The organism is Amycolatopsis rubida (assembly GCF_900115345.1).
Lineage (GTDB): Bacteria > Actinomycetota > Actinomycetes > Mycobacteriales > Pseudonocardiaceae > Amycolatopsis > Amycolatopsis rubida.
Genome location: NZ_FOWC01000002.1, coordinates 352,579 through 374,064, shown reverse-complemented (window position 1 = coordinate 374,064; position 21,486 = coordinate 352,579). Strand labels below are relative to the sequence as shown.

General features: G+C 68.5%; 23 protein-coding genes. 11 read left to right on the top strand and 12 right to left on the bottom strand.

Going from position 1 to position 21,486, the window contains the following annotated elements:
• Positions 1–14: 14 nt before the first annotated feature.
• Together BM362_RS10480 and BM362_RS10475 are read right to left on the bottom strand one after the other, a co-directional pair.
• Positions 15–623: a TetR/AcrR family transcriptional regulator gene (locus BM362_RS10480; protein WP_067580478.1), complete on the bottom strand. Its 609-nt coding sequence runs from the start codon at positions 621–623 to the stop codon at positions 15–17.
• A gap of 111 nt (positions 624–734) precedes the next feature.
• Entirely contained in the window at positions 735–911 is a 177-nt protein-coding gene (locus BM362_RS10475) for a CsbD family protein (RefSeq protein ID WP_067580480.1), read from the bottom strand.
• A gap of 229 nt (positions 912–1,140) precedes the next feature.
• Here BM362_RS10475 and BM362_RS10470 point away from each other — a divergent pair, with 229 nt between their 5' ends.
• On the top strand, positions 1,141–1,350 hold the full coding sequence (locus BM362_RS10470; RefSeq protein WP_067580482.1) for a TOBE domain-containing protein: 210 nt from the start codon (positions 1,141–1,143) through the stop codon (positions 1,348–1,350).
• Position 1,351: 1 nt separating this feature from the next.
• Here BM362_RS10470 and pdxR read toward each other — a convergent pair whose 3' ends face one another.
• Entirely contained in the window at positions 1,352–2,749 is a 1,398-nt protein-coding gene (gene pdxR / locus BM362_RS10465; protein WP_093572961.1) for a MocR-like pyridoxine biosynthesis transcription factor PdxR, read from the bottom strand.
• A gap of 46 nt (positions 2,750–2,795) precedes the next feature.
• Between pdxR and BM362_RS10460 the strand changes: the two genes are divergently transcribed.
• From BM362_RS10460 to BM362_RS10445, 5 genes are all read left to right on the top strand, one after another.
• Entirely contained in the window at positions 2,796–3,281 is a 486-nt protein-coding gene (locus BM362_RS10460) for a carboxymuconolactone decarboxylase family protein (protein ID WP_067580485.1), read from the top strand.
• A gap of 369 nt (positions 3,282–3,650) precedes the next feature.
• Positions 3,651–4,844: a non-hydrolyzing UDP-N-acetylglucosamine 2-epimerase gene (gene wecB, locus BM362_RS10455; RefSeq protein WP_167545295.1), complete on the top strand. Its 1,194-nt coding sequence runs from the start codon at positions 3,651–3,653 to the stop codon at positions 4,842–4,844.
• Positions 4,841–6,523, top strand: a complete 1,683-nt coding sequence (locus tag BM362_RS10450; protein ID WP_244287109.1) for a DUF2334 domain-containing protein — start codon at positions 4,841–4,843, stop codon at positions 6,521–6,523. The genes wecB and BM362_RS10450 overlap by 4 nt, the downstream gene beginning before the upstream one ends.
• Before the next feature lie 22 nt (positions 6,524–6,545).
• Positions 6,546–6,719 carry a hypothetical protein gene (locus BM362_RS47340; RefSeq protein WP_157904878.1) on the top strand — a complete coding sequence of 58 codons (174 nt, stop codon included), beginning with the start codon at positions 6,546–6,548 and terminating at the stop codon, positions 6,717–6,719.
• Positions 6,716–7,984 (top strand): glycosyltransferase family 2 protein, encoded by a 1,269-nt coding sequence (locus BM362_RS10445; RefSeq protein ID WP_093572960.1) that lies wholly within the window; start codon positions 6,716–6,718, stop codon positions 7,982–7,984. The genes BM362_RS47340 and BM362_RS10445 overlap by 4 nt, the downstream gene beginning before the upstream one ends.
• Positions 7,985–7,990: 6 nt before the next feature.
• Here the strand turns inward: BM362_RS10445 and BM362_RS10440 are convergent, their stop codons facing one another.
• The 3 genes from BM362_RS10440 to pdhA are packed head-to-tail and all read right to left on the bottom strand — an operon-like array spanning position 7,991 to position 11,339.
• A complete protein-coding gene (locus tag BM362_RS10440; RefSeq protein ID WP_093572959.1) occupies positions 7,991–9,226 on the bottom strand; it encodes a dihydrolipoamide acetyltransferase family protein in 1,236 nt (411 codons plus the stop codon).
• Entirely contained in the window at positions 9,226–10,242 is a 1,017-nt protein-coding gene (locus tag BM362_RS10435) for an alpha-ketoacid dehydrogenase subunit beta (protein WP_067580492.1), read from the bottom strand. The genes BM362_RS10440 and BM362_RS10435 overlap by 1 nt, the downstream gene beginning before the upstream one ends.
• Positions 10,239–11,339 (bottom strand): pyruvate dehydrogenase (acetyl-transferring) E1 component subunit alpha, encoded by a 1,101-nt coding sequence (gene pdhA, locus BM362_RS10430; RefSeq protein ID WP_093572958.1) that lies wholly within the window; start codon positions 11,337–11,339, stop codon positions 10,239–10,241. The genes BM362_RS10435 and pdhA overlap by 4 nt, the downstream gene beginning before the upstream one ends.
• Before the next feature lie 161 nt (positions 11,340–11,500).
• On the opposite strand from pdhA, the gene BM362_RS10425 reads away from it, so the two are divergent.
• Entirely contained in the window at positions 11,501–11,932 is a 432-nt protein-coding gene (locus tag BM362_RS10425) for an Lrp/AsnC family transcriptional regulator (protein WP_037715277.1), read from the top strand.
• Between the two features lie 7 nt (positions 11,933–11,939).
• On the opposite strand, the gene BM362_RS10420 is transcribed toward BM362_RS10425, so the two are convergent.
• Both BM362_RS10420 and BM362_RS10415 read right to left on the bottom strand, forming a co-directional pair.
• A complete protein-coding gene (locus BM362_RS10420) occupies positions 11,940–12,428 on the bottom strand; it encodes a GNAT family N-acetyltransferase (protein ID WP_093572957.1) in 489 nt (162 codons plus the stop codon).
• Positions 12,429–12,464: 36 nt separating this feature from the next.
• Positions 12,465–13,187 carry a VOC family protein gene (locus BM362_RS10415; RefSeq protein ID WP_093572956.1) on the bottom strand — a complete coding sequence of 241 codons (723 nt, stop codon included), beginning with the start codon at positions 13,185–13,187 and terminating at the stop codon, positions 12,465–12,467.
• 150 nt (positions 13,188–13,337) lie between these two features.
• Between BM362_RS10415 and BM362_RS10410 the strand changes: the two genes are divergently transcribed.
• Positions 13,338–14,024: a GNAT family N-acetyltransferase gene (locus tag BM362_RS10410; protein WP_067580500.1), complete on the top strand. Its 687-nt coding sequence runs from the start codon at positions 13,338–13,340 to the stop codon at positions 14,022–14,024.
• Here the strand turns inward: BM362_RS10410 and BM362_RS10405 are convergent.
• The gene (locus tag BM362_RS10405; protein WP_093572955.1) at positions 14,003–14,845 is read right to left on the bottom strand and encodes an alpha/beta hydrolase; all 843 of its coding nucleotides are present in this window, start codon (positions 14,843–14,845) and stop codon (positions 14,003–14,005) included. The genes BM362_RS10410 and BM362_RS10405 overlap by 22 nt on opposite strands.
• Positions 14,846–15,008: 163 nt before the next feature.
• Between BM362_RS10405 and BM362_RS10400 the strand changes: the two genes are divergently transcribed.
• Genes BM362_RS10400 through BM362_RS49905 form a run of 3 tightly spaced genes read left to right on the top strand, consistent with a single transcriptional unit; the run spans position 15,009 to position 18,059 of the window.
• On the top strand, positions 15,009–15,779 hold the full coding sequence (locus BM362_RS10400; RefSeq protein WP_067580504.1) for a thioesterase II family protein: 771 nt from the start codon (positions 15,009–15,011) through the stop codon (positions 15,777–15,779).
• Positions 15,772–17,340, top strand: a complete 1,569-nt coding sequence (locus tag BM362_RS10395) for an acyl-CoA carboxylase subunit beta (RefSeq protein WP_093572954.1) — start codon at positions 15,772–15,774, stop codon at positions 17,338–17,340. The genes BM362_RS10400 and BM362_RS10395 overlap by 8 nt, the downstream gene beginning before the upstream one ends.
• The gene (locus BM362_RS49905; protein ID WP_342029797.1) at positions 17,340–18,059 is read left to right on the top strand and encodes an acyl-CoA carboxylase epsilon subunit; all 720 of its coding nucleotides are present in this window, start codon (positions 17,340–17,342) and stop codon (positions 18,057–18,059) included. Before BM362_RS10395 ends, BM362_RS49905 begins: the two co-directional genes overlap by 1 nt.
• Positions 18,060–18,386: 327 nt before the next feature.
• Here BM362_RS49905 and BM362_RS10385 read toward each other — a convergent pair whose 3' ends face one another.
• From BM362_RS10385 to BM362_RS10375, 3 genes are read right to left on the bottom strand one after another with little or no spacing between them, the layout of a single operon-like run.
• Positions 18,387–19,040, bottom strand: a complete 654-nt coding sequence (locus tag BM362_RS10385; RefSeq protein ID WP_067580506.1) for a response regulator transcription factor — start codon at positions 19,038–19,040, stop codon at positions 18,387–18,389.
• 23 nt (positions 19,041–19,063) lie between these two features.
• Positions 19,064–20,179 carry a sensor histidine kinase gene (locus BM362_RS10380; protein WP_067580509.1) on the bottom strand — a complete coding sequence of 372 codons (1,116 nt, stop codon included), beginning with the start codon at positions 20,177–20,179 and terminating at the stop codon, positions 19,064–19,066.
• Positions 20,170–21,432, bottom strand: a complete 1,263-nt coding sequence (locus tag BM362_RS10375; RefSeq protein ID WP_093572951.1) for a nucleotide disphospho-sugar-binding domain-containing protein — start codon at positions 21,430–21,432, stop codon at positions 20,170–20,172. Before BM362_RS10375 ends, BM362_RS10380 begins: the two co-directional genes overlap by 10 nt.
• Positions 21,433–21,486: the final 54 nt, after the last annotated feature.

Genomic DNA, 21,486 nt, shown 5'->3' with positions numbered 1-21,486 from the left:
ATCTCCTTGCGGGATCAGGGAAGCACCTCGGCGAGCGCGTCGAACGCCCGGTGCACGATGGCGGTCAAGTCCGCGGACGGGGCGGTGCGCAGCCACTCCTGGATGACTGCCCGCAGCACGCCGCCCGCGGTGGTGGCGATGAGCTGGACGCGGAGATCGTGGACGTCCGCGCCGAGGCGTTCCGCGATCGCCTCGGCCAGTGCTTCTTCGGCCGCGACATTGGCTTTGAGGAATTCGCCCGCCAGTGCGGGTTCGGCGATCATGACCTGGACCCCGGCTGTCCATTGCGGATCGTTCCCGCCGCCGGGGGAGGTGCCGCGGTCGGCGTCGAGCTGCGCTAGCGACGCTTCCCGCAGCGCGGTCCACAGCGGCTCCGACGCCGGGCGCGCGCGGAGGTGATCAGCGATCCCGCGAGCCCGGTCCTGGTGCCGCGCGACGATCGCTTCGGCTTTGCTGGAGAAGTAGTTGTTGACGGTGCGCGGCGAAACACCCGCTTCGCGGGCGATGTCCTCGATTGTCACGTTCGACAGACCGCGCTCGACGGTGAGCCGGACTGCCGCCCAGGAGATGTCGACCCGGGTCTCTTGGCGGCGGCGGTCTCGCAGGCTCGGTCGCTCGGTCATGGGGCCACTGTAGCGCGTTACTTGCGTATCGCGCAAAGTTTGCCTGTCACGCAAGTTTGCGGGCAAGAAGAAGCCCGGGGCATGGATGCCCCGGGCTTCGCTGGCGTCGCGTCAGTCCTTGCTGCTCTTGAACGCGTCCTTCACCTTCTCGGCGGCCTGCTTCAGGTTGCTCTTGCCCTGCTCCGCCTTGCCTTCGGCCTGCCATTGCTCGTTGTCCGTGGCGTTGCCCACGGCTTCCTTGGCGCGACCCTTGAGTTCTTCGGCCTTGTTCTCGGCTTTGTCGTTCACGACGGGTCCTCCCTTTCGTGCCCCTCGCACTTCGGCTACCCGCTCCGCGGCGCGGCAAACTTGTGAAAACGCGGAATCGGCACGCCCCCGGCAGGCGGGCAGCACCTGCGGGCACGGTCGGGTGACTGCCTCCGCACCTGCTGCGGACCGCCAGGGACGGTGCCAGCGAAACCGGATATTTCCCTTTACTGTGGCCGTGTTCTGTCCAGTTTCGAAGGAGTTCCCAGCCATGCGTCTGTCCACACGCAACCAGCTCACCGGCACCGTGTCCGCGGTCCAGCCCGGTGCGGTCATGACCGTGGTCACAGTTCAGCTCGACGGCGGACAGTCCGTCGTCGCGTCGATCACCAAGGACGCCGCCGAGGAACTCGAACTCGAAGTCGGCAAGCCGGTCACCGCGCTGGTGAAGTCGACCGAGGTCATGCTCGGCGTCGAGTGAGCTAAGGCAGCACCCGGCACAACGCGGCCAGCGCGCCCGCCCACGCGCTGGCCGACGGGGTGCTGTAGCCGATCACCAGCGCGTCGCGGTCCGCGGGCGCGTCGGGGTGGCGGAACGCGCCGAGCCCGTGCATGGCCAGCCCCTGCCATGCGGACCCCTGCACCACCGCGTCCTCCTCGCCGGACGGGACGTTCAGCAGTACCTGCAAACCGGCGGCCAGCCCGGTCACCCGGGTGTTTGGTGCCTGCTCGGCCAGCGCCGCGACGAGCTGGTCGCGTCGGCGGCGGTAGTGCAGCCGCATCGCCCGGATGTGCCGGTCGTAGCTGCCCGAAGTGATGAATTCGGCCATGGCGAGCTGGTCGAGCACGCCGGAGAACGGGTCGCGTTCGCCCTTGATCTCAGCGGCGGCGCTGGCGATCCGCGGCGGCAGCGCCATCCAGCCCAGCCGCAGCCCCGGGGCGAGCGCTTTGCTTGTGGTGCCCAGGTAAATCACGTGCTCCGGATCGAGTCCCTGCATCGCGCCGACCGGGCCGCGGTCGTAGCGGAACTCGCCGTCGTAGTCGTCCTCCAGCACCAGGCCGCCAGTCCGGCGCGCCCAGTCCACCACTGCGGCGCGGCGGTCCGGATGCAGGGCGACGCCAGTGGGGAACTGGTGCGACGGCGTCAGCAGAACCGCGCCGACGCCGGGCAGGTCGTTGAGGCGTTCGACCATCGCACCGTCGGCGTCCACCGGCAACTGCGGAGTGTCGAGGCCGACCTTGGCGAGATGCGCGCGATGTACCTGCAGGCCGTACGACTCTACGGCGACCGCTTGAGTTTCACGTTGCTTCAGTACTTCGGCGAGCACGATGAGACTGTGCGACGTACCTGTGCAGATCATGATCTGGTCCGGGTGCGCGCGTACGCCACGCGTACGGGCGAGGTACGCGGCTACGGCTTCGCGTAGCTCTGGACGGCCATACGGACCGCCGTAGCCGAATGCGTCGTCTGGCGCGTCGGCCAGTGCGCGGCGCGCGGCTTTAAGCCAGTCTGCGCGGGGAAACGCGGACAGGTCGGGTTGGCCGGGGCGTAGATCGTGCTCGATGCGGTGTCGCGACGCGGGCTTCGGCACAGTCGGTGCGGGCGCGATCTCGGCGCGCGGGGCAACCCGGGTTGCGGCGCCTTGCCGAGCGGTGAGCCAGCCTTCGGCGACGAGTTCCGCATACGCTTGCGCCACGGTGTTCCGGGCGATGCCGAGATCCGTGCCGAGCGTGCGGCTGGACGGCAGTTTCGCTCCTGGGGCCAGTCGTCCGGTGCGGATGGCGTCGCGCAGGGCCTCCATCAGACCGTCGCGCAGGCGAGGCCCGCGCAGGTCGAGATGGAGGTCTTCACTCAGCGAACTGGCCCACTCCGCACGCACGGAAATGGACCATAACAGAGTGCCAATCGCTCGTAGGGTCGAAGCTATGACGACTACAGAACGACTTCCGGTGCCACCGCCCCGCCTCAAGATGGCGGAACTGGCGCCCGAGGCCTACAAGGCGATGATCCGGCTCGACGCCGCGACCCGCCACGGCCTCGACCCGGCGTTGCGGCAGCTGGTGCTGATCCGAGCCTCGCAGATCAACCACTGCGCCTTCTGCATCGACATGCACTCGAAGGACGCGTTGGCCGCCGGCGAAACGAGCGAGCGCGTCATCCAGCTCTCCGCCTGGCAGGAGTCGAAGCACTTCTACACGGCGAAGGAGGTCGCCGCGCTGGAGCTGACCGAAGCGGTCACCGTGCTCACCGACGGCTTCGTGCCTGATGACGTCTTCGCCCGCGCCGCCGAGCATTTCGAAGAGGCCGAGCTGGCTCAGCTGATCGCGACGATCACGGTGATCAACGCGTGGAACCGGTTCGCGGTCACGACGCGGATGGTGCCCGGTGAATACGTTCCGGGGAAGCACTGACCTGGTGGTCTGGACCACTAGGTGAGCAGGATCGCGGGTCGGGCATACCGCCGGTTTGACCGCGGAACAGAAAAGGGCATCCGAGGACTCGGGTGCCCTTTTCCGGGACTGGTTGCTTAACCGATCCAGCAAGATTACGGAGTGTGCTTGCCGTGTCTGGTGCGACCGTGTTCGGCTAAGTAAGCAGATGCTTAGAAGCAAGGTGAGCAGTGTTCTGGTGTCTTCTTGACGACTTGTGACGGCGACTACTGACGGTGATTTTGACCCGCGCGGGTGAGGTCGATTCCGGATGCCGCAATTAGCGTGGTCGGCGCGATCCAGGGACTGTTTCCCGGATCGCGTCCGCTCTCGCTGAAATGGAGTTCCGTGATGACCCGGGGTGACGCACCGGTGGTCTGGCTGATTGCCGGGACCCGGCCGGAGGCCATCAAAATGGCGCCGGTCGTGCAGGAGATGCGCCGGTCCGGACGGCTGGACCCGGTGCTCGTCGCGACCGGGCAGCATCCCGAACTGGTCGATCAGGTGCTCGCCGCGTTCTCGCTGACCCCGGACCTGCGGCTCACCCTGAACCGGGTCGAGGGCGGTCAGCCCGAGTTGTTCTCGCAGCTGGTGACCGGTCTCGACGCGCTCGCCGCGCAGCGCCCGCCCGCGGCGGTGCTCGTGCAGGGCGACACGACGTCCACAGTGGCCGGTGCGCTGGTCGCGTTCTGGCGCAAGATTCCTGTGGTGCACCTGGAAGCCGGGCTGCGCTCGTTCGATCTGCGGTCGCCGTTCCCGGAGGAGCTGAACCGGCGGCTGGTCACGCAGACCGCGAGCCTGCACCTGGCCCCGACCCCGGCGGCCGCGCGGAACCTGCGTACCGAGAGCATTGACGACAGCGTTCTCCTGGTCACGGGAAACACTGTGGTGGACGCGATTTCCCGGGTCACGGATCGGGGAGTGTCCTTTGCCGACAGTGCGGTTTCCGAGGTGGTCGAGTCGGCGACGCGGGGCGAGTGCCGGTTGGTTCTGGTGACTGCACATCGCCGGGAGTCGTGGGGCGCGCCGCTGACGCGCATTCTGTCCGCTGTGGACACTCTGCTGGCGCGGCATCCGGACGTTCGCGTGTTGCTGCCGGTACATCCGAACCCGGCTGTGCAAGAGGCAGTGCTTGAGGCGCTGGCTGGTCACCCGCGCGTGGTGCTTACCCCGGCGTTGCCGTATGAACAGACCGCGGCGGCGATCGCGGCGAGTTCGCTCGTGCTGTCGGATTCCGGTGGTATTCAAGAGGAAGCGCCGACATTCAAGGTGCCGGTGCTGGTGCTGAGGGACACGACGGAACGGATGGAAGCAGTCAACGCCGGTTGTGTGATACTCGTCGGTACGGATGCCGAGCTGATCGTGGACACCGCGTCGAGGCTGTTGGCCGATCCGGCGCAGCGGGCGGCGATGAGCACGCGCGCCAATCCGTTCGGCGACGGCCGGGCCGCGGAGCGCACTGAGCAGGCGGTGGCCTGGCTGCTCGGCCTGACCGCTGAAGCGCCGGAACCGTTCGTCCCGGAGCAGGCTGAGGTCGTGCAGTGAGCCAACGGTTCCCGGCGTGGTTACGGCTCGGGATCATGGTCGTCGCGGTGGCGAGCTTGGTGGGCGGGATCGTCGTGGTGGTCTCGGACGACGGTTCCGGTTCGGAAGCGGCCTCGCCGATCGACCCGGTTCTGCGGCAGCCGAAAATCGGCCTGGCCGGTCCCGGCGGGCGCGCCGACCGGCGCACGTTGGTGCTCTTCGACGACGGGCGGCGGTTGCGGCCGAGTCCGCCCGCGACGCAGGTCGCCGAGGAGGCGCAGGCCAACGCGATTCAGACGGCGAACCTGGTTTCCCGTTCTACTGCTTGGCGAATGCTGCCTGCGGCTGACTACCGCCGCGGCGAGCTGAACGAGTACCAGGCGGTCGTCTACGTCGGCACGGTCTACGACGCGCAGCTCCCGCCCGCGTTGCTGGACGACCTGAGCCGGACCCGGCTGCCGGTGGTGTGGATGGGCAGCAACATCTGGCAGTTGTTCGAGCACGCGCCCGCACTCGCCGAAAAGTGGGGTTGGACGTGGGCTCCGTTCCGGGAGGACAAAGTCACGACCGTGTCCTATCGGGACACTGACCTGCGGCGTGACCCCAATGCCGGCGTCGATGTCGTGGGAGTGCGGGTGACCTCGCCAAAGGCGAACGTGCTGGCGCGGGCGAAGTCTGCGGAGAGAGTGGTGTCGCCGTGGGCGGTCCACAGTGGATCCTTCACCTATCTCGCCGAAGTGCCGTATTCGTACGTCAGCGCGGGCGATCGTTATCTGGCGGCTGCGGACATCCTCCTTGGCGTGCTCGCGCCGGAGGCTCCGGCACGTCGACGTGCGCTCGTGCGGATCGAGGACATCGGTCCGCGTACGCCGCCTGCCGAAGTCCGGGCGATCACCGACTACCTCAGCGGGCGCGGTGTGCCGTTCTCGTTGGCGGTGTACCCGTACTACGCGGATCCGCGTGGTGCGGCGAATGGCGGTAAGCCGACGTTCACGCGTCTGGTGGACAGTCCGGAACTCGTTGCGGCACTGCGTGATGCGCTCGCGCGGGGCGGAACCTTGGTGATGCACGGCTACAGTCACCAGTACGACGAGACGGACAACCCGTACTCAGGGACCAGCGCCGCGGACTACGAGTTCTATCGTGCGACGGTCGACCACCGGGACAACGTGCGCCTCAGCGGACCGGTCCCGGAGGATTCGCCGGAGTGGTTCCGCGGTCGCGTCGCGACCGGGCTCGCCGAGTTCGACCGGGTCGGGCTGCCGCGGCCGGACGCGTTCGAGTTCCCGCATTACGGCGGGTCCGTTGTGGACTATCAGGAGGCGGGCCGGGTCTTCCCGATGCGGTACGACCGGGGCAGTTACTACGCCGGTCAGTGCGACGGCGGCCAATGTGGACGGACCGACGTGTCCTATCGCGAGGTATACGGCCAGTTCTTCCCGTATCCGGTCCGCGACGTATACGGGACTGTCGTGGTGCCGGAGAACGTCGGGAACGTGGCTCCGGCCAAGTTCAACCAGCATGCCGCCCGCACCGCCGACGACATCCTGGCCGACGCGAAAACCCATCGCGTGGTGACCGACAGCGTCGTCGGTTTTTACTATCACCCGTTTCTCGGCATCGGCGACCTTCGGAAGGTGGTCGAAGGGATCGAGGGGCTCGGCTATCGCTTCGTTTCCCCGGCCGCTGCCGCTGCTTGAGTTTCTTCTGGAAGGAAAAGAAATGTCTGTCACCCGGGTCGCTCCCGCGGTCGTGTCCGCCGCCGCGATCGGTTTCGTGCCGTTCCACGGGGTGCTGTGGGTGGTCCTGTCAGTGGCCGGATTCGTCGCGATGGCGTTCACGGTCCGTTCGGTCCGGCTGCATGCCAGCAGTTCCCGGGGGCGGCACGCGGCATGACGCAGCCGTGGTGGTTCGTGCTGTTGCTGTGCTGGTGGCCGGTCCACAACCTGGTACTGGCGGCTTTCGCCTGGCGCGCGCCCCGGCCCGCGACTGAACGTGCTTCGCGTCCATTGTTGTTCTGGATTGTCATTCCGGCGCTGAACGAAGAACGCGTTATCGCCAACACAGTGCGGAACGCGTTGCGCCTGGGCAGTCCGGAAACTCCGGTGCGAGTGCTGGTGATCGATGATGGATCTGATGACGCCACGCCGGAGATTGTCGCGGGCATCGCTGATGATCGGCTGCATGTGCTGCGGCGTGACCTGCCCCAGGCACGACAGGGAAAGGGCGAGGCGCTCAACGCGGGTTACCGCTACGTCGACGCTATCGCTGAGCGGGAGGGCACTGGTTCCCAGACGGTCGTGGGCATCATCGACGGTGACGGGCGCGGTAGCACGGGATTGCTCACGGAGGTGGCGGCGATGCTGCGCAGCCGCGGCGTTGGTGCGGTGCAGTGCCGGGTGCGGATCCACAATAGACACCGGTTGCTGGCGTTGTTGCAGGACTTGGAGTTCGGCGCGATCGCGGACGCTGCGCAGTCGTTGCGGGACGTGCTCGGCAGCGTCGGGATGGGCGGCAACGGGCAGTTCACGCGACTGTCGGTGTTGCGGAAGTTCGGGCCGTCGCCGTGGAGCGACTGCCTGGTCGAGGATCTTGAACTGGGCCTGCGGTTGCATCTGGCCGGGGTGCGGATCCGGTACACGCAACGGGCTTGGGTGACTCAGCAGGGACTGGAGGACGCGCGCCGCCTGCTGCGGCAGCGGACCCGGTGGGCACAGGGAAACCTCCAGTGCTCACGGCATTTGCGCAGTCTCGCGACCTCTCGATTCATTGCCGGGACCGGCTTGTTCGACTTCCTGGTCTACTTGGTCGTGCCGTGGCTGACTGTTCCGCTGTCGTTGATCGCCGCGGCGCTGCTGGTGATTGTGCCGGCGGCATTGCTGACCGGGAACACACTCGGCGGTCTGGTCGCGGAGACCGGAAACCTGGCACAGGCAGTGGCATGGTGGCTGGCCGCGTTGCTGCTGCCCGGTATCATGTGGGCGATCGTCTACTTTGCCCGGTTGCGCGACGAACCCCCGCACCGGGCGTTGCTGGCCGGATTGTGTTACCCGGCGTTCCTGTTGCTCGGCGTGCTGGCGACGTGGCGGGCGGTGTTCCGGATCGTCTTGAAGCGGAATGTGTGGGCGAAAACGGAAAGGCTGGCAGAGCTGCCAGCCTGACCGTCCTCAGAGAGTGCGCAGCAGCCGTACGGGGTTTTCGATGCAGTCGGCGACGAAACGGAGGAATCCACCCGCGGTGGCGCCATCGCAGACGCGGTGGTCGAACGCCAGCGTCAGCTCGGTGATCTTGCGGGCGGTGACCTGACTGTCCACAATCCACGGCCGGTCGATGATCCGGCCGACGCCGAGGATCGCCACCTCGGGGTAATTGATGATGGCGGCCGAACCGTCCACTCCGAACACGCCGTAGTTGTTCACGGTGAACGTGCCGCCGGTGAGATCGGCCGGAGCGAGGCGTCCGGCGCGGGCCTGTTCGGTGCGATCGGCGAGCGCGGCGGAAAGGTCTTCCAGGGTGTGCTGGTGCGCGTTCTGGACCACCGGGACGACCAGGCCGCGGTCGGTCTGCGCGGCGAAGCCGAGGTGCACGGCGGACGGGATGACGATCTCGTCGCCTTCCAGATGCGCGTTCAGTTCGGGGAACCGGCGCAGGCCCGCGACGGCGAATCGGCCGACGAGCGCGAGCAGGCTGATCTTCGAGGCGTGCGGATCGCTGTTGAGCGCGGTGCGCAGCTGCAGCAGTTCGGTCGCGTCGACGTCCACCCAGACGGTCGCCTCGGGGATCTCGCGACGGGAGCGGGCGAGCTTGTCGGCGACGGTTTTGCGCAGGCCGCGCAGGGGGATTCGCTGCTCGTCCGATGCCGGGACCGCTGGGGTCTCGGCAGCGGCGATCGCGCGCTCGACGTCGGCGCGGCTCACGATGCCGCCGGTGCCGGTTCCGGTGAGCGCGTGAAGGTCTACTCCGGACTCGCGGGCGAGACGGCGGACCAGCGGGGACACTACGCGGATGCGGTCCGAAGCGGACTTCGGCGCTGGAGCGGGGGCGGTCGCTGGCGCCTTGCTGCCGCGCGACCGCCGCGCGCGCCGAGTGCGGGTTTGGCTGGTGCCGTATCCGATCAGGACGTTCCCGCTGCCCTCCGGCGTCACGACGCCGGGTTCCGTGAAGTCCGCGGCACTGTCCACAGTGATCAACGGACTGCCGACGGCCAGCACTTCGCCCGCTGCTCCGTGCAGCGTCGCGACTCGGCCCGCGAACGGTACTGGGACCTCGACGCTCGCCTTCGCGGTCTCGACCTCCACGACGGTCTGGTCCACGGTCACGGTGTCTCCGACCGCGACGTGCCACGCGACGATTTCCGCCTCGGTGAGGCCTTCGCCGAGGTCCGGCAGCTTGAAGACGGCCATCACTTCTCCCCGTCGAGCGGTGCCGCGTCGTCCCACTGGAGGCGTTCGATCGCGTCCAGGATCCGGTCGACACCCGGCAGGTGGTGCTGTTCCAGATTCGGTGCGGGATAAGGAATGTCGAATCCGGCGACGCGCAAGACCGGCGCTTCCAGGTAATGGAAGCAGTGCTCGGACAGCTGTGCGGCGACCTCGGCGCCGTAACCGCAGAATCGGCTCGCCTCGTGCACGACGACCGCGCGACCGGTGCGCCGCACCGACGCGGCGACCGTTTCCAGGTCGAATGGCGCGAGGCTGCGCAGATCGATCACTTCGGCGCGGTAGCCCTCTTCGGCGGCCGCTTCGGCAGCTTCGAGAGTTGTGCCGAGAGCGCCGCCATAGGAAATGAGGGTGACGTCGCTGCCTTCGCGTCGAACTACCGCTTTGTCGAGACCGGGTGAACGGCGTTGCGGGTCAACGGTGCCCTTTTCCCAATACCGGCGCTTGGGTTCCAGGAAAATGACCGGGTCCGGGCTGTCGATCGCTTCGCGCAGCAGGGTGTAGGCGTCATCCGGTGTGGCCGGGGTGACGACGCGCAGGCCGGCCGTGTGCGTGTAGTAGACCTCGGACGAGTCGCAGTGGTGCTCGACGCCGCCGATGCCGCCGCCGTAGGGCACGCGGATCACCACGGGCAGTTCGACCTGGCCCTTGGTGCGGTTGCGGAGTTTGGCGAGGTGGCTGGTGATCTGCTCGAACGCGGGGTAGGCGAACGCGTCGAACTGCATCTCGATCACCGGGCGGAGGCCGTTCATCGCCATCCCGATCGCGGTGCCGACGATGCCCGATTCGGCGAGCGGCGAGTCGAAGACGCGAGCGTCGCCGAAACGCGCGGCGAGCCCGTCGGTGACGCGGAAAACGCCGCCGAGCGTGCCGACGTCTTCGCCGAAGACGAGCACGCGCTCGTCCTCGGCGAGTGCGTCGGCGAGAGCGCGGTTGAGCGCCCCGGCGAGGGACAGCGTCGTGTCCAGAGTGGCGGTCATGCCTGGTCCTCGGTGCTCTCGTGCGCCAGTTCGGCGGCCTGCTGGCGCAACGCGGCGGTCGGTTCGGCGTAGACGTGCCGGAAGAGATCCGCCGGGTCGAGCTTGGTGTCGACGTTCATCCGCTCGCGCAACGCCGCTGCTTCCTCTTCGGCGCGCGCGTCGATCTCCTGCTGCGCCTTGTCGTCGAGGAGGCCACGGTCGGTGAGGTACTGCTTGAGGCGGCTGATCGGGTCGCGCGTGCGCCACTGCTCCACTTCGGCCTTTTCGCGGTAGCGCGTCGCGTCGTCGGCATTGGTGTGCGACTCCATACGGTAGGTGACAGCTTCGATGAGTGTCGGCCCTTCGCCAGCTGCAGCGCGTGCGACAGCCTGCTCAACGACAGCGTGTACGGCGGCAGCGTCGTTGCCGTCAACGAGTACGGAGGGCATGCCGTAGCCGACGCCCTTGTACGCGAGCGAAGGTGCAGCGGTCTGCTTCGCGAGCGGGACGCTGATGGCGTAGCCGTTGTTCTGCACGAGGAAGACCACCGGTGCCTTCCAGACGGCGGCGAAGTTCAGCGCTTCGTGCGTGTCGCCTTCACTGGTGGCGCCGTCACCGACGAGAACGAGCGAGACCGTGTCCTCGCCCTTCACACGCGCAGCGTGCGCGAAGCCGACCGCGTGCAGCGTGTTGGTCGCGAGCGGCGTGCACTGCGGGGCGACGTTGGCGCGGTACGGGTCGTAGCCGCAGTGCCAGTCGCCGCGCAACAGCGTGAGGACCTCGACCGGGTCGACGCCGCGCGCGACGACGGCCATGGAGTCGCGGTAGGTGGGGAAGAGCCAGTCCTGCGGGCGAAGCGCGAGGATCGAGCCGATCTCGGCGGCCTCCTGCCCGCGCGCCGACGGGTACACCGCGAGCCGGCCCTGTTTGGTGAGCGCGGTGGCTTGGGTGTCGAAGCGGCGTCCGGAAACCATGCCGCGGTACAGGCGGAGGAGGACGTCGTCCGCGGGCATCGCGAGCGCCGGGTCGGGCGCAGGCGTGCCGTCTGCGGTCACGAGGCCGAGCGGCTCGTCGCTGGGCAGGAAACAGGACGCGGCAGTGCGTTCCGTAGTGGTCACCGACAGCTCCCATCGACGAAGACGAGTAGGCCCTGATACTCGCTGTCGGGCGATCAAGGATCCAGACTTGACGGATAACTGTGGAATGATGGCCTGGTTGACGGGCTATGGTTGGACGATTGGCTTGCGAGGTGACGCGGATGTCCCAGCCGGGTGGACAAATGGCAGCGGCGCTGGACGAGGTCGATCTGAAACTGATCGCCGAGCTGAAGAAAGACGGCCGTGCCTCGATGCGCGCCCTCGCCGAACGCGCGCACATTTCGCGGGCCGGTTGCTACACGCGGGTGGAGCGGCTGCACCGCGAGGGAGTGATCACGGGATACGCGGCGGTCACCGATCCACGCCGGATGGGGCAGGGCCTGGCGGCGTACGTGTACTTGAAGGTCACGCAGAACTCGTGGCGCACGGTGAGCGCGGAACTCAAGCACATCCCGGAAATCGAACACGGCGGGCTGGTGTCCGGGGACAACGACCTGATCCTGTTCGTGCGGACCCGCGACGCGGACAGCCTGCGGGACTTGGTGTTCGAGCGGCTGCAGAACATGCCGGACGTGCTCTCGACGCACACCGTCCTGGTCTTCGACGAGCTGTGAGCCTCCGTCAGGCCGCTTTGACCAGGTAGACCGCGAGCTGGTAGACCCCGGTCGCTTCGAACGGCAGCGGCGCGCGGCGGTACCCGGCCCGTTCGTAGAGGGCGATGTTGCGTTCGCTGGACGCACCGGTGAAGAGGACGAACTGCTTCGTCTCCGGCGGCGCGTGCCGCTCGGCGTGCGCCAGCAGGAGCCGCCCGAGGCCGTGTCCCGCCAGATCCGGCGCGACCATCAAGCGGCCGATTTCCCAGCCGCCGTCCTCGACTGTGCGGGCGCGGACCGCGCCGACGAGCCGGTGTCCTTGCCGGACGACCCAGCTGCGCCAGGTCGTGATCGCCTCGCGGACCTCGGCGAGGTCTTCGGTCAGTGCGGGATGCTCCAGGGTGTTGTTGAGCAGGGCTTCCTGTACCCAGCAACACCGCTGGAGCACCATCAGTTCGGCGGCGTCGTCGGGGGTCGCGGGGAGCAGCGTCGCGCCGGGGAGGGTTTCGAGGTCCACCTGTCCTGTTCTAGCACCGGTTCAGCAGGGCCGGGTTCAGGAGCCAAGGACGAACTCCGCGCCGAACGGATCTTTGATAGTCACCATGCGTCCGTACGGGCTGTCCTGTGCCTCGACGATCTCACCGCCGTGCTCGACCGCCCGCGCGCCTGCCGCGTCGGCATCGGTGGCGAGGAACAGGGTGCCCCACGCCGGTGCCGCGGCCGACGGGTCGCCGATGATGCCGCCGATTTCGTGGCCGTCCGGGCGACGGAGGAAGGTGAAGTCGACGCCGGACAGGTCGTCGTTGCCGTCGAGGGCGAAGGCGAAGACCTCGCAGTAGAAGTCACGTGCTGGCTTGGGCGCTGGGGTGACGAGGTCGTTGCGCAGCAGGGTGCTGGGTTCGTTGACGAGCCGGGCACCGGGGAGCTTGCGGCCTTGCCAGAGCCCGAACCGCGCGCCGGTCGGGTCTTCCGCGACGGCGACGCGGGCGTGCTCTCCGTCGTCGTGCGGCTGGTCGAGGAGCTTGCCGCCCGCGGCGGCGACGGCTTTCGCGGTGCCGTCGCAATCGTCGGTCGCGAAGCAGACGGTCCAGGCTGGCCGGGGGTCGGCTGCTGGGCGCAGGCCCGCGACGGGGAGGTCGCGCAGCAGGCAGTGGCCGCCGTCGAAGGTCCAGCCGAGGACGGCGCCGTAGAAGCGCTGCGCGCGGTCCAGATCCGGCACGGCGAGGTCGATCCAGGTCGGGGTGCCGAGCGGCTGGTTGCGGTCGACGGTGCTCATCGAGGTCCCTTCGTCGGTGATGGCGGTGACGTTATGGCGGATTGCGGACAGCTGCGGTCCTCGGCCGCTCACCATGTGGGAGGCAGTGGCCGGGCCCCGGCCGGGGCACGCATTCTGGTTGAGCACCCCGGATTGGAATGGCAGGCGAGAATGAGCACGTCCCCGCTCGAAAACCCCGCTTGGGCCGCGCTGAGCGGCCCGCACGCGTCGTTCGCGGAGCAGAAGGGCCAGGTGCTGCGGTATCCGGTGGATGTCTCTCCGTTCCTCGCCGTGCCGGACCAGCCGGACGAACACGTGTGGCACGACATCGCCGACCTCGCCGGGCCGGGCGCGTCGACAGTCGTGGTCGGCCGCGTCGGGACGCCGCCGCCCGCGGACTGGACGGTGGAGGCCGAGCTCGCCGGTGTGCAGATGGACGGTTCGGCCGCCCCGGCTGCCGCCGATCCGAAAGCGGTGCGGCTGACCGACGCGGATGTGCCGGAGATGCTCGATCTGGTGTCGCGGACGAAGCCTGGCCCGTTCCTGCCCCGGACGATCGCTCTGGGCGCCTACTTGGGCATCCGCCGCGACGGAGCGCTGGTGGCGATGGCAGGCGAGCGGATGCACCTGCCGGGATGGACGGAGATCAGCGCGGTGTGCACGGACCCGGCGTTCCAAGGGCAGGGCCTGGCGGCCCGGCTGGTCCTGGCGGTGGCCGCGGGGATCCGGGAGCGCGGGGAGCGGCCGTTTCTCCACGCGGCCGAGACGAACACCGGCGCGATCCGGCTGTACGAGAAGCTGGGGTTCCGGCTCGCCCGCGAGATGCAGTTCGGTGTCTACCGGGCCCCCTCGCTGTAGTCGGCGGTTCCGGCGAGGATTTCGGCGAGGCCCGTCGAGCGGAGCAGCGGGTCGATGTGGCCGACCGGCAGCGAGTGGACGTCGAAGGGGTTGTCGGAGGTCAGAGCGTCGGCTTCTTCGATGAAGTGGTCCTGCAGCGCGAGGGGCATGCTCGCGTCCTCGGTCAGCCGGACGTAGGTGTGCGGGACCCTGCCCCAGGCAGCTGGGTCGACGAGGTCGGTACCGGCGTCCCGCGATTCGTCGGGGTCGAGGGCCGAGGTGAAAGCGACGACCTCTGCGTCGGTGCCGTCGGCGGTCCAGTCCCGGTTGAGCGCGGTCAGGTGCGCGGGATCGGTGGTGCGCCAGTTCATCCGGACGGCGCCCAGGCGTTCCGGGCCGACGACGGGGACCAGCCCGGTGTCGGGTGCGCTGAAGGCTGGGGTGGCGAGGTAGTCGGCCGCGGTGCCGGTGACGCAACACCAGGCAGCGATATAGACGGTTCGGGCCAGCAGATCTGGCACCGCGTTGGCGACGCTCGTGACGGTGAAGCCGCCCCGGCTGTGGCCGACGAGGACGACGGGACCGTGTTCGCGTACGCGGCGGACGAGGTCGATGACGTGCGCGACGTTGTCGGCGTGCGTGATGCCAGCCATCGGTGACGGTTCTTCGGCGAAGGCTGCGTGGTCTTGCGCCTGGTAGGCGACGGAGAAGCCAGCACTGCCGTGGCCGGGGAGGTCGACGGCCAGGCTGCGGTGGCCGCGCAGGGCCAGTTCGCGCTGGAGCGCGGTGAAGCAGCGTCCGGTGGCGTGGGAGCCGGGGACGAGGACGAACGTCGGCTGCATCGAAAGGATCCTTCCGGGCTGGGGAGCGGGTGGGACTGTCCATTGTGGATCTAGGGGGAGCTAGGGGTCGTTGCGCGCGGTGGGCGCGGTTACCGTGGGTCGGCGAAGAAGGATCCGTGGCCGGGTCGTCCCGGCGCAGACGTCGGAAAGGCGGTGGGACGACATGACGGGTAGTGCGAATTCTGACGAGGACAGCTGGTTTCGCCGCTTCCACACGTCGCCCGAGGCGAAGGCAAGGCTGGTGTGCCTGCCGCACGCCGGAGGTTCGGCTCCGTTCTACTTCCCGGTTTCGCGGGCGCTGACGCCGGACATCGAGGTACTGGCGGTGCAGTACCCGGGGCGCCAGGACCGGCGGCACGAACCGTTCCTGACCACCATCGATGCGCTGGCCGACCGGATCGCCGAGCTGCTGCGCGGCCGCGACGACCGGCCGCTCGCGCTCTTCGGGCACAGCATGGGCGGAATGATCGCCTTCGAGGTGACCCGGCGGCTGGAGGCCGCGGGCACCGAAGTGCACACGCTCTTCGTCTCCGGCCGCCGGGCCCCGTCGCGGCATCGCAACGAGAACGTGCACACCCGCACCGACGACGGCGTGATCGACGAACTGCGCCGGTTGAGCGGCACCGAAATGGACCTGCTCGGCGACGACGACGTCGTGCGGATGATCCTTCCCGTGGTGCGCAACGACTATCGTGCCGTGGAGACCTACCGGTATCAGCCGGGCCCGCCGCTGGCCGCCCCGGTGGTCGCGTTCACCGGTACCGCCGACCCGGTCGCCTCGGTCGACGAGGTCCGGTCGTGGAGCGAGCACACCTCGGCGGGCTTCGAGCTGGTTCCGCTCGCCGGCGGGCATTTCTTCCTGACCCGCCACCAGGACGTGATTCTCCGGCACTTGACCGATCGGCTTGTCGACAAGGGGCGCGCGCATGTCTGAGGCACTGGCGGTCGGATTCGACAGCAAACTCGAGGAACTGCGGGAGATCAAGGAAGCCGCACGCCGCGGTCCCGACGACGCCGCGACCGCCCGGCAGCACGATCGCGGCAAGCTGACCGCGCACGAGCGCGTCGAACTGCTTCTCGACCCGGGTTCGTTCACCGAGATCGAGTCCTTGCGTCGGCATCGCGCGACGGGTTTCGGCCTCGAACACCGCAAGCCGTACTCGGACGGCGTGGTGTGCGGCTGGGGAACGGTGTACGGACGCACGGTTTTCGTGTACGCCCACGACTTCCGCATTTTCGGCGGCGCGCTCGGCGAGGCGCACGCACAGAAGATCCACAAGGTGATGGATCTCGCCGCGGCGGCCGGTGCTCCGCTGGTGTCGCTCAACGACGGTGCCGGTGCGCGGATTCAAGAGGGCGTGACGGCGCTCGCCGGGTACGGCGGCATTTTCCAGCGCAACACCCGGTCTTCGGGGGTCATTCCGCAGATCTCGGTGATGCTCGGCCCGTGCGCGGGCGGCGCCGCCTATTCGCCCGCGTTGACGGATTTCGTGTTCATGGTGCGCGAAACCTCGCAGATGTTCATCACCGGCCCGGACGTGGTGCACGCGGTGACCGGCGAGGAGATCACCCAGAACGGTCTTGGCGGCGCGGACGTGCACGCCTCGACATCGGGGGTCGCCGCGTTCGTCTATGACGACGAACCCAGCTGTCTTGAGGATGTGCGGTACCTGATTTCGTTGCTGCCGTCCAACAACAACGAGGTGCCGCCGGTGGAGCCGACGGCCGATCCGGCGGACCGCCGCACGGACGAACTGCTTGAGGTGGTGCCGACCGACGCGGCCCGCGCGTACGACATGTGTGCGGTGATCGAGAAAATCGTCGATGACGGCGAGTTTCTTCAGGTACACGCCGGGTGGGCGACGAACGTGGTGTGCGCACTGGCCCGGCTCGACGGGCACGTGGCCGGGATCGTGGCGAACCAGCCTGCGACGCTCGCCGGCGTGCTCGACATCGAGGCGAGCGAGAAGGCCGCGCGGTTCGTGCAAACCTGCGACGCGTTCAACATCCCGCTGGTGACGCTGGTCGACGTGCCCGGCTTCCTGCCCGGGGTGGACCAGGAACACGGCGGTATCATCCGGCACGGTGCGAAGCTGCTGTACTCCTACTGCAACGCGACAGTGCCGCGGGTGCAGGTGATCCTGCGGAAGGCCTACGGCGGCGCGTACATCGTGATGGATTCGCGGTCGATCGGCGCGGACGTTTCGCTCGCCTGGCCGACGAACGAGATCGCGGTGATGGGTGCCGAGGGTGCGGCGAATGTGATCTTCCGTCGCGAGATCAACGCGGCCGACGACCCGGAGGCGGTGCGGCGGCAGAAGATCAAGGAGTACAAGACCGAGCTGATGCATCCGTACTACGCGGCTGAACGCGGACTGGTCGACGACGTGATCGAGCCCGGCCGGACGCGGGAGATGCTGATCCGGTCGCTGGCGATGTTGCGGGCCAAGCACGCCGAGGTTCCGGCGCGCAAGCACGGGAACCCGCCGATGTGATGGGGGTCCGGGTCGCGCGTCTAGGTACGGGGGATGTGATGGAGGCGGCGGATCTGGGGGCGGGATCGGAGGTTCTTGCCTCGGTTGGCGAGTCGGGTGCGCGGGGCGAGCCCGGCGGGGTGCCGGGTGGTTTGGGCCGGGCTGCCGGGACGCGCGGTGACCGGTGCGAGGCGGCAAGGGGCGCAGGTGCGGCCAGGACGAAGCTTCCTGCGGCGTCGCGGGAAGCTGTTGGCCTGGAGGTTGCTTCTGCGCGTGAGGAACGGTGTGATTCGCTGGCGGCGTCTGTGGGTGTGGCTGGTGGGGAAGCTGTTGGGGTGCGTGGCGAACGGGGTGATTCGCTGGCGGCGTCTGCGGGTGTGGCTGGTGGGGAAGCTGTTGGGGGGCGAGGCGAGCGGGGTGATTCGCTGGCGGCGTCTGCGGGTGTGGCTGGTGGGGAAGCTGTTGGGGGGCGAGGTGAACGGCGTGACGCGGTGACAGCGTCTGCGGGTGTGGTTGGTGCGGAAGCTGTTGGGGCGTGCGGTGAACAGCGCGCTGCAGTGGTAGCGCCCGCAGTACGTGTGGTGCGCGGGAACCCGGACGACGTTGAAGTGGCTGCGCTGCTGGTGGCATTGGCGGCTGTCGGTCAGGCAGCGGGGGCTGGGCGCGAGGAAACTGCTGTGCCGTCACCTCGGCAACCGTTGGCAAGGTTTGTTCCGGCGACGAGCTGGCGGGCGCGGTAGCTTGCCCCGTCCATAGTGTGAGGGAGCGGGGCCCGCATCGACGCAGTGCGATGCGGGCTTTTCGCAGCACCGCGGTTCCGGTTTCGGCAGCTGCGCGGAATGCGCGTCTTCGGAACAGCCGGCTCGGGCGAAGGGCTGAGCTGGAAGGCAGGAGCGATCGGCGGCGGGTGGCAGAGGTGCGAGTGGCGGCAGCGCGAGTGACAGAAGTCTTGCGCCACAAGAGAACGACTACTTCGTCCACAACGGACGACAGGGGAACAGGTCCAAGATCCATATCCCCAAGCTACCGCCGCCGCTCGAACATTTGCACGGTATCGATCCGGTGAATCAGGCGTGGACCGCGGTGCTGTCCAGGTAGGTCAGGACGGCGCGGATGCGGCGGTTCTGGTCCCGGCTGGCCTCCAGGCCCAGCTTCGCGAAGATGTTGCTGATGTGGTTTTCCACCGCTCCCTGCGTCACCACCAAAGCCTTGGCGATGGCCGTGTTCGACAGGCCTTGCGCCATCTGGGCGAGCACCTCGGTTTCCCGTGCGGTCAACGCCTCCAGCGGATCCCGGCTGCGGGACAGCATCTGTGCCACGACGTCCGGGTCGATGGCTGAACCGCCGCCGGCGACGCGGCGGACTGCTTCCAGGAAGTCGGCGACGTCGGCGACTCGTTCCTTCAGCAGATAGCCGACGCCGGACGTGCCTTCCGCGATCAGGTCCACCGCATAGCTTCCTTCGACGTACTGCGACACCACCAGCACCGGCAGGCCGGGGATTTCCTTGCGGGCGGCCAAAGCCGCGCGCAGGCCCTCGTCGGTGAACGTCGGCGGCATGCGGACGTCGGCGATGACCAGGTCGGGGCGGTGGTCTCGGATGGCCACCAGCAGATCGTCGCCGTTGTCGACCGCGGCGGCGGTTTCGATGCCGACGTCCGCGAGCAGGCTTTGCACCCCGGCGCGCAACAGCACCGAGTCTTCCGCGATCACGACGCGCATTTCTCTTGCCTCCACAACAGGATTCACCAGCGGACGGGCAGATCGGCCCGCACGACGGTGGGGCCGCCGGCGGGGCTGACGACGGTGAGCACGCCGTCGATCGTGGCGGCGCGGTCGGCCAATCCGGCCAGGCCGCCGCCGGGGCGCATCGAGGCGCCGCCGTGGCCGTTGTCGGTGATCTCGACGACTACGGTGTCGTCGTCACGGGTCACTCGCACGGACGCGCGGTCGGCGCCGGAATGTTTGGTCACGTTGGTGAGCGTTTCGCTCACGATGAAATAAGTCGTCGTCTCGACAGGTGCGGGCGGCCGGGGTTGTACGGTAACCTCGACCTCAACAGGGATAGGCATTCTTGCGGTAAGAGAAGACAACGCTGCGTCCAGGCCGCGATCCTGGAGCACCGGCGGGTAGATGCCGCGCGCGAGGTCACGCAACTCCGAGACAGCGAGTTTGGCGTCAGCGTGCGCGGCTCCGATGAGTTCGCGGACCGCGGTCGGGTCGTCGAGATCGAGTTTGAGCTGGGCGCGGCCCAGGCTCATCGCGACGGACACCAGCCGCTGCTGCGCGCCGTCGTGCAGGTCTCGTTCGATCCGGCGCCGTTCGGCCTCCACCGCGTCGACTCCGCGTGCTCGGGAGTTCCGCAGCTGCTGCGTGCGCGCTTCCAGTTGCGCGGTGCGGTTCGGGCCGAGGAACGACGTCGCCAGCTCGCCGTGCACCGCCCCGATGCGCGGTGCCACGAAAATCCCGAAAGGAGGTGCTGCGATGGACACGACGCCCGCCACGAATTCCACGATGCCCAACGGAAAAGCGATGAGCACGAAGGCGAACTCGTGCCACGTGGCGGCGTCGAGCAACCGCGCCTGCCACACCGCGAGCATGCCCGGTCCGGCCGGTGGCCGGCGGGCCGGTTCGGCGATCGCGACGCCGAGCATCTGGCGTGCCCAGCGTCGTTCGAAGGCGCAATACGAACGCATCAGCGAGGTCGCGACCAGCAGGACCGGGATGCCGATCCACAGCATCGTCGTCGCGACGCCGACCAGCATGGTCACCAGGATCAGCACGAACGCGACGAGCCGGATCGGGAGGCTCAGCACGAGAAACCCGATCGCCCGCATGGTCGGCGGCCGCGTCACGGGCATCGCGCCATCCGTTCCAGTTCCGGTACGAGGTCGTCGAGTGTGGGCGTCGCCAGCATTTCGTCGCGCACTTCGAGCGCGCATTCGCGAAAGGACGGTTCTTCCAGCAAGCGGCACACTCCCGCGCGGACCCTGGAGGGCGTCACGTCCCCGAGGTCCACCAGCAAACCGTTGCCGCGCTTCGCCTGAGCCACCGCCGAGCAGCGTTCGCTCCACGTGGCGTCCGGGATGACCAGCTGCGGGACGCCGTGCACGACCGCGCTGCCGATCGTCGCGCCGTCGCCCTGGTGCACGATCGCGGAGCACGAGGCGAGGAGTTCGTTCATCGGCACGGGATCGACCGCGCGGACGTTGTCCGGGATCGCGCGCACGGACGCGAGCCGGCTCGCGTCCGCCGTGGCGATCACCTCGATGTCGAGGCCGGCGAGGCCGTCCAGCAGGTCCCCGGCGGCGGTCTCCGCGATGCCGGGCACCTGCCGGTCCGAGCTGCCGAGGGCGAGCATCACCCGCGGCCGCTCCGGCTGCTCCAGCACCCACGAGGGGATCGCCGCCGGCTTGTCCTGCGGCACGAACCGGGCCGGGACGTAGTCGACGTCCACGCCGTCGTACCGCAGATACGACGGATGGCAGTCGATGGTCCGCACGCCGTAGCGCAGGGTTTCGTCGTAGTCGGCGCCGAACCGGCCGACCGCGGCGGACATCCACGTCACGAACGGGTCCGGCGAGGTGTCCTCAGGACGGCTGGCTCTGCGGTCGCGGTACTGCGCGCCGATGCGGGCGGTCTGGTCGGCGGCGTCGATCATCCGCAGGTGCGGCACCCCGAGGGCGTGCGCGACGATCGGCGCGGCGTAGATCACCGGGTCCCACACCACGAGGTCCGGCTGCCATTGGCGGGCGAAGACGACGAGTTCGTCGAGCAGCGAATCCGGAGTGGTCCAGCGGAACACGTCGACCCAGTGCTCGTACACGTTGCGCACGTACTCGTCGGTGTAGCGCTCGGGACGGCTTTCGGAGATCCGGAAGTCGCCCTGCCTCGCGTTGTTGCGATCGACCTGGAGCCTGCGGTGCCGGGCGAGGTCGAGTTCGTCGCCGAACCACATGGCGTCCAGCCCGGTCTCGGCGAACGACGCGACCTCGCGCGGGTTGCGTTGCCCGACGAAGCGCACCTCGTGCCCTGCCGCGGCCAGCGCCCAGCCCACCGGAGCCATGCTGTAAACGTGCGTCCTCGTCGGGAGGACCATCAGCATCACGCGCATCGCGGCAGCTCCGGGATTCGTAGGTGCGGCGGGACAACGGAAACGGTAGGGCCG